Annotated in this window: 9 protein-coding genes; 6 read left to right on the top strand and 3 right to left on the bottom strand. The window is 70.9% G+C overall.

All coding sequences use genetic code 11. The features are described 5' to 3' along the window. Nucleotides 1-73: 73 nt before the first annotated feature. Nucleotides 74-349: a hypothetical protein gene (locus ACFVJ5_RS22260; protein ID WP_379222725.1), complete on the top strand. Its 276-nt coding sequence runs from the start codon at nucleotides 74-76 to the stop codon at nucleotides 347-349. Here the strand turns inward: ACFVJ5_RS22260 and ACFVJ5_RS22255 are convergent. Genes ACFVJ5_RS22255 through ACFVJ5_RS22245 form a run of 3 tightly spaced genes read right to left on the bottom strand, consistent with a single transcriptional unit; the run spans nucleotide 342 to nucleotide 6,125 of the window. Further along, nucleotides 342-1,922 (bottom strand): dynamin family protein, encoded by a 1,581-nt coding sequence (locus ACFVJ5_RS22255; protein ID WP_379222724.1) that lies wholly within the window; start codon nucleotides 1,920-1,922, stop codon nucleotides 342-344. The two genes, ACFVJ5_RS22260 and ACFVJ5_RS22255, sit on opposite strands and share 8 nt — an antisense overlap. 25 nt (nucleotides 1,923-1,947) lie before the next feature. Beyond that, nucleotides 1,948-3,756: a dynamin family protein gene (locus ACFVJ5_RS22250; protein ID WP_379222722.1), complete on the bottom strand. Its 1,809-nt coding sequence runs from the start codon at nucleotides 3,754-3,756 to the stop codon at nucleotides 1,948-1,950. 17 nt (nucleotides 3,757-3,773) lie between these two features. Further along, a complete protein-coding gene (locus ACFVJ5_RS22245; protein WP_379222720.1) occupies nucleotides 3,774-6,125 on the bottom strand; it encodes an IniB N-terminal domain-containing protein in 2,352 nt (783 codons plus the stop codon). A gap of 292 nt (nucleotides 6,126-6,417) precedes the next feature. Here ACFVJ5_RS22245 and ACFVJ5_RS22240 point away from each other — a divergent pair, with 292 nt between their 5' ends. The 5 genes from ACFVJ5_RS22240 to ACFVJ5_RS22220 all read left to right on the top strand — a co-directional run bounded on the left by ACFVJ5_RS22240 (nucleotide 6,418) and on the right by ACFVJ5_RS22220 (nucleotide 14,765). Further along, on the top strand, nucleotides 6,418-8,232 hold the full coding sequence (locus ACFVJ5_RS22240) for an Hsp70 family protein (protein ID WP_379222718.1): 1,815 nt from the start codon (nucleotides 6,418-6,420) through the stop codon (nucleotides 8,230-8,232). Further along, nucleotides 8,225-10,729 (top strand): LuxR C-terminal-related transcriptional regulator, encoded by a 2,505-nt coding sequence (locus ACFVJ5_RS22235; protein WP_379222716.1) that lies wholly within the window; start codon nucleotides 8,225-8,227, stop codon nucleotides 10,727-10,729. Before ACFVJ5_RS22240 ends, ACFVJ5_RS22235 begins: the two co-directional genes overlap by 8 nt. Before the next feature lie 44 nt (nucleotides 10,730-10,773). Next, nucleotides 10,774-11,871: a hypothetical protein gene (locus tag ACFVJ5_RS22230; RefSeq protein ID WP_379222714.1), complete on the top strand. Its 1,098-nt coding sequence runs from the start codon at nucleotides 10,774-10,776 to the stop codon at nucleotides 11,869-11,871. Nucleotides 11,872-11,989: 118 nt separating this feature from the next. Further along, a complete protein-coding gene (locus tag ACFVJ5_RS22225) occupies nucleotides 11,990-13,351 on the top strand; it encodes a S1 family peptidase (protein WP_379222713.1) in 1,362 nt (453 codons plus the stop codon). Nucleotides 13,352-13,505: 154 nt separating this feature from the next. Continuing rightward, complete coding sequence (locus ACFVJ5_RS22220) at nucleotides 13,506-14,765, top strand: S1 family peptidase (protein ID WP_379222711.1); 1,260 nt, start codon at nucleotides 13,506-13,508, stop codon at nucleotides 14,763-14,765. The last annotated feature ends 276 nt before the right edge of the window (nucleotides 14,766-15,041 follow it).

Raw genomic sequence — 15,041 nt, 5'->3', positions numbered from 1 at the left:
ACACTCGTTGCCCTGATTTTTCGGGGCAACGATAGGGGTGCGAACAGTCTTGTCGGACACTAGTTTCAGAAGCATGCGTGCATCGATGGGCAAGATTCAGTGGAAGCGGGCGTTCGGCGGGGTGGCAGTGGTCGCCGCCCTGGCCGGAGGCGGGATGGTCGCGTCCGCCGGGAGCGCCGCGGCCGACAGCGGCGTTGCCATTGCTGATGACGGGTGCACGTTCTCGTCGGTCGGGGGGTCGTGCAGCGATCCGGGGCCGGTGGGGAACGCGTTGATCGCGGTTCGAGAGTTCGCGAAGAGCCTGGGGTACGGGACCGGAAGTTCCTCGGGGACCGCCTACTTCATCTGATCGGCTTGGTGGGCCGCGGCTGCGGGAGTTCGGCCAGGATTCCCTCGGCGCTGCGGGCCGCGGCGCGGCAGGCGGTGGCGGTTGATCGGTCGGCGAGAGGGTGGGCCGCACGGGCCCGCCAGGTACGGACGGCGGCGAAAGCCGTGGCGCGCAGGGAATCCGGGTCGGACTCCGCGGGCAGTCCGAGGCGTAGGTGCGCCGCGACGCCGACACCGCCGAGAATGCGGTGCAGGTCGGCGAGTACCGGTGGCGGCAGCGGCAATTCGTCGGCGCGCAGGCGTCCGAGCAGTCGGAGTTCGGTGAAACCGTGCACATCGGCGAGCCGGGCACGCACGCGGGGCCGCAGGCGATCGGCTTCGGTGCCGGGGAAAGCGGCCAGGATCCGGTCCAGCGTGCTCAGCGCCGAGTGCGCCTTCAACTCCTCGGCGCGCTGGCCGAATTGGACCTCGAGAACCGAGCGCAGTTCCTCGATGCCACTGCGGGCCGCCAATTCCGCTGCCAGGGCGGATGAATCGCGGGCGCCGAGCCGAATCAGCATGGTGGCCATGCGAATACCGAACAGGCCGAAGCGATCCACCAGCTGCGCACGCAGTTCCGGCGCGACCGGTAGCGCGATGTCGGCGCGGGCGAATCGGTCCGCCGAGAGCAACGCGATCCCGAGATCCTCCGCGGGCACCGTGGACAGCGCCTCGAAAGCCGCGAACTCCGGCTGTCGCAGGGTCGCCGCGGCGAAGGCGAGCAGGCCGGCCACCGGAATCACCGCCTGGCACAGGCCGGTTCGTTCCAGCTCGTCCGCGAACCGAGCGGCGACATCGCGCGCCGAATGCAGCGCGTCGATACGACCGGAGCCGATCTCGTCGGCGCGCGACACCACCCCGATCACGCCTAGCGGCCCCGAACCACCGGCGCCCGCACCGATCTGCTCGAGAAAACGCACGTCGGCGGCATCGAGACGGCGCAACAGGTAGACGACGGCGTCGGCGCCGGACACCGACAGCGGCGCGGCTCGCGAATCATCCTCGACATCAGCGGGGGTGAGCAGTCGTGCGGTGCGCAGCGACACCTCACGTGACAGCGACGACGTGCCAGGGGTGTCGATGATCGTGGTCTGCGACAACGCGGCCGACGGCCAGCCGACCTCGAGATGGTCCACCGCACGGGGACCGCGCGCATCCCAGCTCAGACCGTTCAGGTCGAAGGTCAGTCCGTGCGCACCACTGCCGCGTCGCACGATCACGTTCGCGCGCGATCCGTCGGCCGCGTGCGCGGTGACCGTGGGGGTAGTGGCGTCGCGGTACCAGGTGACGACGCGGGTGCACTCGGTGGCGTCGGTCGGGGCGACGGCCTGGCCCACCAGCGCGTTCAGCAACGTCGACTTGCCCGCCTTGATCGAACCGGCCAGCGCGACCCGCAGCGGCTCACGCAAGCGGTAGTCGCATTCGGCCAGCAGCGTGCGCGCGTACTCGTCGCGCCCGAACGCCCGCGCCGCCGCGCCGATCAGCTCGTGCGCTTCGGCCAGGATCCTGGGTGTGGTCCGGTCGCCGGGCGCGGCGGTGTCGAAACGGTGGGTCACCCAGATACCGTACCGTCGGCCCGTCTCAGTTCGCCTGCATCGATTCCGCGTAACGGCGCAACTCGGCGACCGCGTGCAGTTGGCGTTCCAGCACGACGGTGCGCTCGGCGCGGTGCGTGGCGGCCATCGCCGCCGCCTCCTGCGCGGCCCGCAGGGAAGCATCGATCGAACGCAGGCTGCGCTCGGCCACACCGGCGAAGTGATCGCGCAGCGCACGGTGGATGCGGTGCAGCCGGTCCTTGGTGTCCTTGGCTGCCTGGAACGCCACGTCGTCGAGGAACCGTCGCACTTCACCGTTGGCCTCGATGCGGCGTCGCGCCAGCCGGGCGGACTTGTCGTCACGGTAGGCCTTGCCGCCGACGATCAGGCCCGCGCCCAGCGAGATCGGATTCAGCATGGCCAGGCCGGCGAAGGTCGTGGCAAGGCCGATCATCAGCACGCCGCCGTAGGAACCGCGCATACCGACCAGCACCTTGCTCGTGAAGCCGATATCCGGCTCGAGATCGGCCAATGAACCCGAGCCGGCCAGGCTGCTCTCATCGTCCATCCCGGCGTGCACCTCCGGCAGATCGACCGCGCCGACCTCGGCGAAATGGCCCGCGATCCGTTCGGCGAGCAGTTCGGCTCGGCGGTGGGTCAGCAGGAGATTGTCGCCGAGGGCGGTGTCGACGGAGCCGGTCAGCCATTCCGTGATCGCGCCCCAATGCCTGCCCGGGTCGTTCTCGTCGATCCACTCCTGGCCCGTGCGGGCGATGCCGCGCAGCCGGTCACGCAGGTCGTGATCCACGTCGCCGACGAGGTCGGTGATGCCGTCGGTGAGGGTCTGCTGCCAGCTCGCGGTGCGCCGCTGCAACTCCTCGGCGGCCGCACGCGCCGACTGCAACTCGGTAACCGCTGCCGCGCCACCGGCCGGATCGCGCAGCGCGACCAGCTCGCTGCCCAACGCCAGCGCCAGATGCTCTGCCGCCGAATGCAATTCACGAGCCACGGCCTGCCGTGTGACCGCCTGATCCCGGGCGACGACCCGATCGCGCAGGAAACCGAACAGCACGCCGAAACCGGACTCCAGGCCCAGCTGCGCGTCCTGCAAGCGCAAGGCGTGCGCACGCAGCAGCGCCGATACCGGGATCAGGGCGACATCGGTTTGCGCGCGCGTCAGATGGGCTCGGTCGGCCTCCAGCACTTGGCGCCAGTGCGGGTAGAGGTCGGTCTTGGTGAGCAGAACGGCGACCGCGGGACACATTTCGCGGATCTGCCGGACGAAGGTGAGTTCGGGTTCGGTGAGCTCGGTGGAGGCATCGGAGAGCACGAGCACGGCGTCGGCGGCCGCGGCGAGGCTGAGTACACTTGCGGCGCAAGCACTTCCATGACCACCGACGCCGGGGGTATCGATCAGGACGATGCCGTCGGCCAGCAACTGGCTGGGGAGCTCCGCCTCGATCCGCACGACCTGTCTGCCCTGTGCCAGCGGCGTGCGGGAATCGACGGCGCCGATCTCCTCGAACGGGATCTCGACCCGCGACTCGTCGGTGCCTGGTGCGGTGAGCACCAGGTACGCCCGCTGCTGCGCGCCGTAGGACAGCTGCAGGGGCAACACGGTGGTCGCGTCGTCACCGACCCGGCACACATCCAACCCGAGCAGCGCGTTCACGAACCTGCTCTTGCCCTGACCGAGCTGACCCGTGACGACGATCCGGTGCCGCGGGTCGCGCACCCGCACGGCCACCTTCTCCAGACGTCCGACCAGGTCGTCACGGCCCGCGGCGTGGGCCGCCGCGACGGTGTCGGACAACACCGTCGTCAGCGGCACCACGTTCGGTGCGAGAACAGTCATTCCTTCGCCCGTTTCGCTCAGTGGAACAGTCCGTCGGTGTGCATCTCGGCACCGGTGTCGGTGACGGTGCTCGATTCACCGAACAGCGATGTCTCGGCGCCACCGAGGCTGGAACCGTGCAGGCCCGAACCGAACGCGCTCGATACGTCGACGCCGGACCAGGTGTCGGCCGCGGTGGTGACCGCGCCCTGAGTCGTCGCACCGACGGTGCCGGAAGTGTCGATCTGGGTTGTCGAGGTCGTCGTGGTCTGGCCGGAGAGGCCGCCGACCGCGGCGGTGCCGCCCTGCGCTGTGCCGTCGACGGCGGAGGTGAAGCCGCCCGACACCTGGGTGCCGCCGGTGATCGCGCCCGACAGTCCCGCGTCGCCGAGTCCGCCGAGTCCGGTTTCGAGGCCGGTTCCTGTTTCGGCGCCGCCGATCGCGGAACCTGTCAGGCCGGTCTCCACGGCACCGGTCAACCCTGTCTGCGCACCGCCGACGACGGAACCCGCGAGGCCGGCGCCTGCGTCGGCGACGCCGTTCAGGCCGGCGTGGGCGCCACCCGTCAGATCGGCACCGGACTGGACGGCGCCGTTCACTCCTGCCTGCGCGCCCGAGGTGAGAGAGCCGGTCACGTCGGTGCCGACAGTCGTCGCGGTCTCGAGGCCGCCGTGCAGACCGGTGGTCAGCCCGATACCCGACGTGGTGGACAGCGCTGATTCCAATCCGGTCGTGATCTGTCCGGAGCCGCCGCCGCTGAGTACTTCGTCGACACCGAACCCGGTCCCCGCTCCACCCGTGAAGCCGCCCGTCAGATCCGTACCCGCCGACACGGCGCCACCGAACCCGGTTTCGAGACCGGTGCCCAGGTCCGCGCCCGCGCCGACCACACCGTCGAGACCGGTGATCGCCGACGTGGTGGCGGCGGCGCCCAGCCCGCCGGCGGCCTGCGCCCCCACGCCGGCTGCGGCGCCGAGCCCACCGGCAGCCTGCGCGCCCGCGTTGGCGACCGCACCGAGACCACCGCCGACGCCGGCACCGAGACCTCCCGCGGCCGTGGTCGCACCGCTCAAACCGGCTTCGAGCCCACCGCCCAGACCAGCGGCGACATCGACCGCGCCATCCAAGCCGGTGGCGATATCGCCACCGGCGGTCAACGCCCCGTCGAGACCGGCGCCCGCGCCGACCGCGCTGGACAACGCGCCACCGAGACCGGCACCGGCCGCCCCGGTCAGCTCGCCGCCGAGACCGACTCCGGCACCTACCGCACCGTCGAGACCAGCGGCAAGATCCGCGCCTGCGCCTGCCGCACCCGTGAGCACACCGCCCAGACCCACACCCGCACCGGCCGCACCGCCCAGCGCAGCATCCAGGCCGGTCTCGAGTTCGGCACCCGCGCCGACCGCGCCCGTGAGCGCCTCACCGAGACCAGCGCCCGCGCCGACCGTGCCGGCCAAATTACCGCCGAGACCGGCGGCAAGGTCCGCCCCCGCACCGACCGCACCCGACAGGGCACCGTCGAGACCGGCACCGATTCCACCGTTCAGCGTGGTGTCGAGTCCCGCACCGAGATCCGCGCCAACACCGGCCGCGCCATTCAGTGCGCCGCCGAGACCGGCGGCAAGATCGCCACCCACGTCGACCGCGCCACCGAGACCAGCGGCCAGGTCACCACCAATACCGACCGCACCGTTCACAGCACCACCGAGACCAGCAGCCAAATCACCACCAATACCGACCGCACCGTTCACAGCACCACCGAGACCAGCAGCCAAATCACCACCAACACCGACCGCACCGTTCACAGCACCACCGAGACCAGCAGCCAAATCACCACCAACACCGACCGCACCGTTCAAAGCTCCGCCGAGGTTCGCACCGAGGTCGAGGGCGCTGTCGATCGCGCCGTTCAGGCCGAGGCCCGCGCCGAGGGCGCCGGTCACACCGGCGGCCAGGTCGGCGCCGAGGCCGGCGTTCACATCGACGTTCGCGCCGGTGACGGCGTCGAGTGCGACATCGAGGCCGGCGCCCACCTGGGCGGCGGCGTCGGCGACGACCGAGGCTACAGCGCCGAGGCCGACGTCGAGACCGAGGTCGAGGTCGGCATCGGCGGCTGCGGCCGCGGTGACGGCGGCGGCCGCGGTGGCCGTGCCCGCCAGGGCCGCGCTCGTGCTCGCCGCGGCGCCGGCGGCTACGATCGCCTGCAGCTGGGAGCCGCCGCTGACCAGCGCGGATTCCGCCACCATCGGGGCGACGGCGGAAATGTCCTCGGGGGTCACCGCGAGGCCTGCCTCGGCCAGCGCGAGGCACGGGTTGGCGCAGTAACTCGCCGCGGCGTCCGGGTCGCGCAGCAGATTGAGGATGAACTCCAGAATCGCGTTCGGTGTCATCGAGATCAGCTCCTCCAGATCATGGGCGGTGATGCCCGATCTGTTTGTCGTTGGAATGTCTTTCACGCTAGGCGAGTCCGTCGTTACAGATAACGGGGCGAATACCTAGTCCCGCCGGGCGTACCCCATTAGGGGCCGACCACCGATTAGGGGAATTTCCCCGTACTTGCCCCGTCGCAGGTAACAGCTGCCCCCTAGCAACCGACAGATCGAGTGGGACGCTGCCATCGGCGATCTCGCTGTGCACAAGCGTCTACCGGCCCACCGGAAGTCCTGCGAACGGGGTTGTCCAATGACAGAGCGTCTGGCGCTCGGCATCACTGTCGGAGCGGCGAATTCGGCCGCCGCGGCCACGACAGCCGACGGGACCGGTGCCACCGTTCTCACACACCGCAGCGCACTGATGCTCGGCGCCGACGGATCGGTGAGCTTCGCCGACACGGTGCGCCACCATCGCGGAGTGATCATCGACGACTACGTGTCCCGAGTCGGCGATCCGGTAGATCTGCTGGCAGAGGATGGTTCCGCCCACGACGCAGCCGATTTGGTCGCTGCCGCGACCCGTGCGCTGATCGCCGAACTCGCCGGCGTGGCCACCGACGCGCCGACCACCGTCGCGTGCTACCCGGCATGGTGGCCGGAGCACACCGTCGAGGCCGCCAGGTCCGCGCTCGCGCGCTCCGGCCTGCCCGAGGTGACGCTGGTGCCCGAGCCACTGGCCGCGGTGCGCAGATACGAGATCGAGCACGGACAGCTCGAAGACGGCGCGCTGGTCGTGTACGACCTCGGCGCGAGCGGATCGACCGTGTCGGTCCTGCGCACCGGCGAGCAGGCCGGACTGCTCGGCACCCCGGCGCACAGCACGGCGATCGCCGGTTCCGAATTCGATCTACTGACCATGCGCTATGTGCTGGCAAATGTTCTGAACGGAAACGACATCGATCCATTCGATCCCGTTGTCGAAGAAGAATTGTCGGCATTGCGACAACGCTGCAGAATTGCGAAAGAAGAACTTTCCAGAATTACCGCGACGGCGATTCCGGTCGGCATGCTCGACGCCTCGGTCCACACCGAACAGGTCCGGCTGACCCGGGGCGAACTCGAAGATCTGCTGCGCCCTTCCCTGCTCGACTCGATGAGCCTGCTCCAGGACGCGGTGCGCCGGGCCGGACTCACCCTCGGCGATGTCGGCCGGGTGCTGCTCACCGGTGGCGGTGGCGCGATTCCCCTGGTCGCCGAGCTGATCTCCACCGAATTCGGTCTGCCGGTGATCGCCTGCGCCGACCCGGCGACCTGCACCGCACGCGGCGCGGCCGAGATCGCCCTCGACGTCGCCGCGATCAGCGTGCCCACCGAGGCCATCCCGGTCGTGCCGGTAGCACCGGCATCGGCGGCCGTGGCACCGGCCGTCGAGGGACTCGCGCTGCCACCGTCCGAGCCGGTACGGACCAAGATGTTCACGGCCAAACGCTCGGCGATCGTCGCGGCGGCGGCCTTGACCATGGCCGCGCTCGCCACCGGGACTCTCGCGCTCGGTGGCGCCACCCAGTTCTCACCCACCGGACCCGCCGAGACCACCGTTGCCCCCTCGGTCCCCGCCGCCCCCGCGGCGACCGGCGCGGGCGGCGCGGCCGGGACGGCGAATGCCACGAACTCCGTGGTCACCGACCCGGCCAGGCCGGGAGCGGTCGACACCACAGCAGCACCATCGGGTGCGATCCCGGTCGGCACGACCAACGCCGGAGCTCCCGGCGGCACGCCCGCGGCGGGAACTCCGGCACCCGCCGGAGCACCCACCGGTGGAGCGCCCGCCGCCGACGGAACACCGGCGACCGCGGGCCAGCCAGGCCCCACCGAGCAGCAACCGGCCCAGGCGCCGCCCGCAGGGCAGTCCCCGGCGCCCGCCCCGGCTCCGGCGCCTGCCCCCGCGCCAGCACCCGCCCCGGCTCCGGCGCCGGCACCCGCTCCCGCACCGACCCGGCCGCAGGTCCCCACTATCAAGGTCGACCCCGGCGGCCTGCTCGACGACGTGGGCGGCGCGGTCGGCGAAACCCTCGAATCGGGTACACAACTGCCCGGCAAGGTCCTCGGAGGAAATGGTGGCTGAGATCGCCTACGACGCCTTCCCGAATGCCCGAAACGTTTTCCGCGATCTCGACACCGCCGACCAGCAGACGGTGCTGCTCTTGATCCGCGGCCGAGCCGGGACCGGAAAAACGTTCCTACTCGACGCCGTTCGCGCACATCTGCGTCGCCGCGGCATCCCGGTCGTCGAATCCGCGGCCGACGACGTCGAGAACGGGGTACCCGACCGGGCGGTGCTCGTCGCCGACAACGTCCACAGCTACAGCGACGCCGAGCTTCGCGCCCTCTGCGAGGCCATCGAAACCGGCCAACGCTCCGTCGTGCTGACCACCCAGCCTCGACCACACGATCCCCAGCTGCGCGCGCTGGCCGACGCGGTGGCGCGCAACGGCCGCACGGTGGATCTGCGAGCACTGGGAAGTGCCCACATCACCTCGTTCGCCAGGGAACTCGGCGTGGCTGTGTCCCAGCCGCTCGCGGCGCATATCCATCAGCTGACGGCGGGAATCCCGGGCGGTGTCGTCGCGGCGCTGAAGGGTGCCCATGCCGCGTCGCTGGAGACCTGCGGGGCAGCGGTCGACGAAGCCGTCACCGTCTGGACGCGGACGCTGCTCGAAGCGGTCGAACCCGAGTTGCTGGAAACGCTGGTCATCGCGGCGACCGGAACCGGCTTGGACGCCACCGAACTCACCGAGGTGCTCGGTGTGGACACCGCCACCGCCCACGAGCTGATCGACCGAGCCAGATCGGGCGCCCTCGTCACCGATGCCGATCTGCTCCTCGCGCCCGCCGTCGGTCCGCTGCGGACACTGCTCGGCGATCGTCGCTATGTCGATGTGCAGCGCAGGCTGCTCACCGCGCGCCTCGACGCCGGTCTGCTGCGCGATCGCACCGCGCTGATCCTGGCCGAGTCCGGTGTCGTCGATGCCCGCCTCGCCGAGTTCCTCTGTCGCACAGCCGAGAAATCCGACGAGGCGACCCGCTGCTACGCGGCCGCGGCCGCGGCGGGCGCGGCGGTGGAGTCGATCGCGCTGCGCTGGGCCGAGGCCGCCGCGCACGCGGGTGACACCGATACCGCGCTGCGCCTGGCCGAACCGCTGCTGACCGCCGAGAACGTCGCGCGCACCGACCTCGTCGCCGCGGTGCGCATCTGCGCGAGCGTGCTCATCCGCCGAGGACTGGTGAGCCGCGCGGCCGGACTGTACAACTGGCTCGGACCCGATCGAATCGGCGCCGACTGGGCGCCCGCGGCCATAGTCCTCACCCTGGCCGGTGAACAGGCCGGTGCCGCGCGCATGTCCGAAGCAGCACAGCACTGGCCGCCGACCGAGGCCGACGCGGGCGCTCGGCTGATCGCGGGCGCGCTCGACGAATCGCTCGACCCGCACGGAACCGGAACGGCCGCGGCGATTTCCGCCCTGATCCAGGCGGGCAACACCGGCGACGATCGCTATCTGCCCTGCTCGGCGGTCTCGATCGCCACGCTGCTCTGCCTCGGCAGCGGCGAGCCCCGTCGCGCCGGTGACGCGCTGCGTCGGGCGGCGGGCACGGGCGGCGGCCGACAGCTTCCGGTGCTGACTGCCTGGACCGCACTGCTCGGCGGCGACGAACGCCGCGCCGCGAGCACCCTCGCCGAGATCGACATCCCCGCCCTTACGCCCCGCGATCAACTCCTCGCCCATGCCCTCACCGTGGGGTTGGCCCGTCGCGGCGGTGATCACGCCGCCCTGGCTCGTGCGTGGCACGCGGCCTGCCCACTGTTCGACGAGCTGGAAGCCGACCTGTTGAGCCTGTTGCCGATCGGCGAACTGTGGCTGGCCGGCATCCGCTTGGGAGACGCGCGCCGGATCGAACCGCTCGTCGATGCCGCCAGGGCGCTGGTCCGCAAAGTGGGCCGCGCACCCGCCTGGACCAATTCCTTCCACTGGTACGGAGTGCAGGCCGCGCTGGCCGACGAGTCGCCCCGCGCGCTGCTGCCCCACGCCCACGCGCTGAAGACGGCGGCGGAAGCGGGTGACCGGCAGGCCACCGTGCTGGCCGATGCCGGGCGCACCTGGGTGCTCGTGCTGCGTGGGCAGGTGACCGCGGCCGATGTGCAGGCCGCGGTCTCGGCACTGGCCGAGCTCGGGCTCACCTGGGACGCCGCCCGCCTGGCCAGCGAGGCCGCCCTCGCGGCGAGCGACTCGACCACCGCCACCGCTCTGCTCAAGCTCGCGCGTTCGGTGCGCACGCAAGCCCAGCCGGTCGAGCCACTGCGACCGAGCGCACAACCACAGCCGCCCGCGGCCGGTCCCACGCCCCTGACCAGCGATTCCGGCACGCTCAGCGACCGTGAGCGCGAGGTGGCCGAGCTGGTCCTGCTCGGCCTTACCTATCGCGAGATCGGCGCGAGGCTGTACATTTCCGCGAAGACCGTCGAGCATCACGTCGCGCGAATCCGACGTCGAATAGGCGCGCGCTCACGATCGGAATTACTGTCAATGCTGCGCGCGATGGGACACGGCCAACTGCTGGTGTGACTCGCGCGGACGAAGTCGACGCCGAAATGAGGGGTGTTCCGCCGATGGCCACTGGGGTCGGCCTGCGTATCGCCGATGACGAATGCATCGCCACGGTGGTTACCGAGGACGGCACGGTTCAGGTGATCGAGCGTGCTTCGGTTCTGCACATGTCCGACGACGGTGACGCCGCCCTCGGCGGACCAGCTCCCACCGGGCATGCCCACTCGATCGCCGGTTTCGTGCGCGCGATCGGTGATCCGGCCGGTGTCGATGTCGACGGCGGCGAGGCCTATCGCGCCGAAGACCTCCTCGCAACAGCCATGTTCTGCCTGATCGATCTCACCACCGAGCACCTCAGCGGCCCGGCCGAGTTCTACGCGACCCATCCCGCGGGCTGGTCGACCGAGGTCGTGCGCGGCGTGCGCGAGGCTTTGGACTATCTGGGCTTGAAGTCGGTGGCCCTGCTCGGCGAGGACGAGCTGCCCCAGCCCCAGGGCGGTGCCGATCCTGGCAAGACCTTCGCCAACGCCGCCGCCCAGGCCGCGCTGGTCGCGGTGCTGGCGACCCCGGCGGGCGCGACCCCGCCCGACCCGATCGTCACCGAGAACGCCACGGTCGCCACCGATGTGATGCCCGCGCTACAGCCGCCCTCGGTGACCGCGCAGGCGTACTCGGCGGCGCTGCCGGTCTCACCGCGGCCGACGAAGGCGATGGCGCCGATCGCGCCCGCCCCGATCGCGGAGCCCGCGGTGGCGCCCGCCCGCGAACCCGCGCGCAACAAGACCCCGCTGCTGATCGCCGCCGCCGCGCTCATCGGTCTGCTGATCGGCGGCATCGCGGTCTCGGTCCTGATCCGCGATGCCGAAACCGTCACACCGCCGACGATTTCCGATGCCAGCCCGGAAACGCTGTCCCCCACCCCGGCGCCCGCGCCGCCGCCGCTGCCGATTGTCGAGTCGACCACGCCCCCGCCGGTCACCACGACCGACGAACCGGAACCGACGACCACCACCGAGGCGCCGCCGACCACCACCCCGGAACCGACCACCACCCCGCCGACGACCACGCCGAGCCCCACCACCACCCGGCCTCGGTCACCCTTCGGGACCTACCCGCCGGGCTCGCTCCCCGCGCCCCTGACCATCCCGGGGCAGCGCTGAATCCAGCAGCCGGACGGTAACCGCGCCAGCTGGGCGAGCGTGCCCTAGAGTGATGCGCTGACCGACATGATCGCCGCCGGCGGTGTTCTCGGTCACTGGTTGTCGACGAAGGGATTTCATGCGCAAGTTGGTGGCGCGTCGCGCCGCGGTCAAGGCAGCCTCCGCCGGGTTCGCCGCGACTGTTCTTCTCGCACCCCTGCTCGGATCCGGCACCGCGTCATCGGAACCTGTTGCGCCACTACAACTTTCAGCCGATGCGTTACCCGGCGAATTGGTGACCGCACTGTCGCGTGACCTCGGGATGACCCCCACCGAGTACCTCGATCGTGCCGCGCGCGCCCAGCAGTTGCGCGACTACGCGACCGACTTCCGCGCCGCGAACCCCGACACCTTCGCCGGCGCCTGGCTCACGCCAGAGGGCAAGGCCGTCGTCGCCACCACCGACGCCGAGGCGGGCAAGCTCGTCACCGCCGCCGGCTACCAGACCCACCTCGCGCCGATCTCGGCCGGTGGGCTGGAAGGCGCGCTGGTGCAACTGAGTCAGTGGATCGCGAGCCTGCCGCCCGCGATCTCCGCGCCGATCAGCTCGATCGCGATCGACGCGCTCAACAGCCAACTCGTGCTCAACGTGGCCAACACCGGCACCGGCCACATGCTCAACCTGCCCACCCTGATCGCCACCATCAAGGTGGTGCTCTCGCCCGGCGGCGGCGGTCCGGTGGAGTACAAGCCGATGGGCGGCGACACCTACATCACCGCGACCAAGGACCTGCACGACGCCGACCTGCGCGGAGTCGACGTCTGCTCGTTCGGGTTCAACAGCACCGACGCCGCGGGCAACGCGCTCAATATCTCCGCGGGCCACTGCAACCCGAACGTCGACAACGGCGGCACGGCCTCGGTCTACGTCCCGAACGTGCGCGACATCCCCAACAGTCCCGAAGTCGGCACCTTCGCCCGCGCGGTGCTCGGCGGCCCCGCCTCGCTGGACTACTCGGTGATCAAGCTCAACGAGCGCGCGGTGAACGCCGGCATGGACCAGCCGCGCGTGCGCGGCGCCGAGGGCACCACCCTGACGCTCACCGGCACCGCCGAACCCGTCACCGGCGCACCGGTCTGCAAGACCGGCCAGTCCTCCACCTTCACCTGTGGATTCGTCTCGGCCGATCACGTGGAGACCCAGCTGTTCACCGAGGCGGGCGTCAGCAAGACGATCCGCGGCTTCGCCAGCACCGCCTGCACCCTCGGCGGCGACAGTGGTGGCGCCATCGTGTCCGGCACGCTCGCCCTCGGCATCACCAGCGGCTCGAACGCCTCGGGCGCGCCCAACTGCACCGAGGCCAACACCCAGCTCGCCCCCTACGGCGGCACCGCGTCGCTCGGCGTCCCGATCCGGCCCATCCTGGCCGACATCGAGGCGACATCGGGCGGCGGCCTCGGCAGCGGAATCATGGTGCGCACCAAGCCCAACGCGGGCTGAGCGCGGACGAATCACCGACCGGACCGGGTGAGCGAAATCTCTTGCCCGGTCCGAGTAGGCATAAGTCGCTCGAGCCCATATAGTTCGGACCATGCTCCTGCCACGTATGGGTCGTACCCCGTCCGCGCGAAGCTCGAGAAGAGCTCGGAAATCTATGATCGCCGCTTCGGCGGCGTTTCTGCTGTTCGGCCCCACGATGGCGGTTGCCGACGCACAGCCCGCGCACGCAGATCTGCCCGCCCAGCTCATCGAGGCGGTCACCCGGGATCTGAAGATCTCCCCCGACGAGTACCTGCGCCGCGCCGATGTCGCGCAGCAGGTCGCCGCGTTCTCCACCACCGCGCAGCGTCAGTTCCCGCAGGTCTTCGCCGGTTCCTGGCTGAGCGACCAGGGCAACGCCGTCGTCGCGCTGTCGCACGGCCCCGGCGCCGACCAGGCCCGTGAAGCCGCGCAGTCGGCCGGTTTCGAGGTCCGCAACGTCGCCAAGAGCGAGTCCACCCTGCGCGGCGAGAAGACCGCGTTCGAGAACTGGCTCGCCGCCGCACCGCCGGAGATCGCCGCGCTGGTGCGTGGCGTCGTCGTCGACACCGTGAACAACTCGATCGCGGTCCGCGTCCAGCAGGCCGGTCTCCCGCTGCCCAGCTTCATCGACCCCTCCCGCGTCATCGTCACCGCACCGCCGGTGGCGGGCGAGCGCGTCGACCTGACCGCCACCCCCGTCGCCGGTGACGGCAACGGTGCGCTGGCAGGCGGCGACGGCTACGCCTCGGTGATCGGCCGCAGCTCGCTGCGCTGCTCGCTCGGCTTCAACGGCACCGACCGCTCGGGCAACGTCGTCAACATCTCGGCGGGCCACTGCAACCCCGACATCGAGTCGGCGGGCACCGGCAACGCCGCCGCCGTGTACGAGGTCAACGGCGACCGCGCCGGCGCTCAGCTCGGCACCTTCCAGAAGTCGGTGCTCGGCGAGCAGGACTACTCGATCATCCGCGTCAACGACAACGCGCGCGCCCGCTTCGAGAACAACCTGGTCCGCATCCCCGGCCAGGCCCCCATCGCCGTCGACGGTGTGGCCACCCCCGTGGTCGGCGCCCCCGTCTGCAAGTCCGGCGCCCGCACCGGCTTCAGCTGCGGCGTGATCAACGGTGTCGACCAGACCGTCCAGGTCGGCGACCGCCAGCTCACCCAGAGCTTCTCGGCCAATATCTGCGCCCTCCCCGGCGACTCCGGCGGCGCCATCGTCACCGGCCGCCTCGCCCTCGGCATCTCCAGCGCGTCCTCGGTCGCCGATTTCCCCATCTGCGAGATCCCGAACATCATCGGCGCCATCACCGGCGACACCCCCCAGCTGTTCGCCCAGCCCCTGACCGTCGTCCTCTCGGACAACCCCGGTCTGGCGGTCCGCACCAACTGATCACCACCATGTAGGCACAGAGCAGCCCCGAAAAGGCCGGTAGCACTCCCGCTACCGGCCTTTCGGCTGTCTGACCACTCCTCTTCCCCCCGAGTCATCAGCGTGCCGTCCGGTAGCCCGACCGTCAGCCACACCGTGCACCCCAGTTCCGCCATGACCGCACTCCCAACCCCGCCCCCGCGACCCCTAGGGAGCGGCGGCCACGAAGTGGCCGGTCCGCGGCCGGGCCGCCGGTCAGGCGCCGGGGCGTACGCGACGAAGGAGCAAGCCCCGGTG

Origin of the sequence: Nocardia sp. NPDC127606, from assembly GCF_042671725.1 — a bacterium.
Taxonomy (GTDB): domain Bacteria; phylum Actinomycetota; class Actinomycetes; order Mycobacteriales; family Mycobacteriaceae; genus Nocardia.
The sequence above is the reverse complement of the archived record's forward strand: the minus strand, read 5'-3'. Positions and strand labels throughout refer to the sequence as shown.

Coding starts and splice junctions, on each gene's coding strand:
- ACFVJ5_RS22240 (WP_379222718.1), top strand. CDS start 6,418: ATGACAGAGCGTCTGGCGCTCGGCATCACTGTCGGAGCGGCGAATTCG.
- ACFVJ5_RS22225 (WP_379222713.1), top strand. CDS start 11,990: ATGCGCAAGTTGGTGGCGCGTCGCGCCGCGGTCAAGGCAGCCTCCGCC.
- ACFVJ5_RS22250 (WP_379222722.1), bottom strand. CDS start 3,756: ATGACTGTTCTCGCACCGAACGTGGTGCCGCTGACGACGGTGTTGTCC.
- ACFVJ5_RS22260 (WP_379222725.1), top strand. CDS start 74: ATGCGTGCATCGATGGGCAAGATTCAGTGGAAGCGGGCGTTCGGCGGG.
- ACFVJ5_RS22245 (WP_379222720.1), bottom strand. CDS start 6,125: ATGACACCGAACGCGATTCTGGAGTTCATCCTCAATCTGCTGCGCGAC.
- ACFVJ5_RS22220 (WP_379222711.1), top strand. CDS start 13,506: ATGATCGCCGCTTCGGCGGCGTTTCTGCTGTTCGGCCCCACGATGGCG.
- ACFVJ5_RS22230 (WP_379222714.1), top strand. CDS start 10,774: ATGGCCACTGGGGTCGGCCTGCGTATCGCCGATGACGAATGCATCGCC.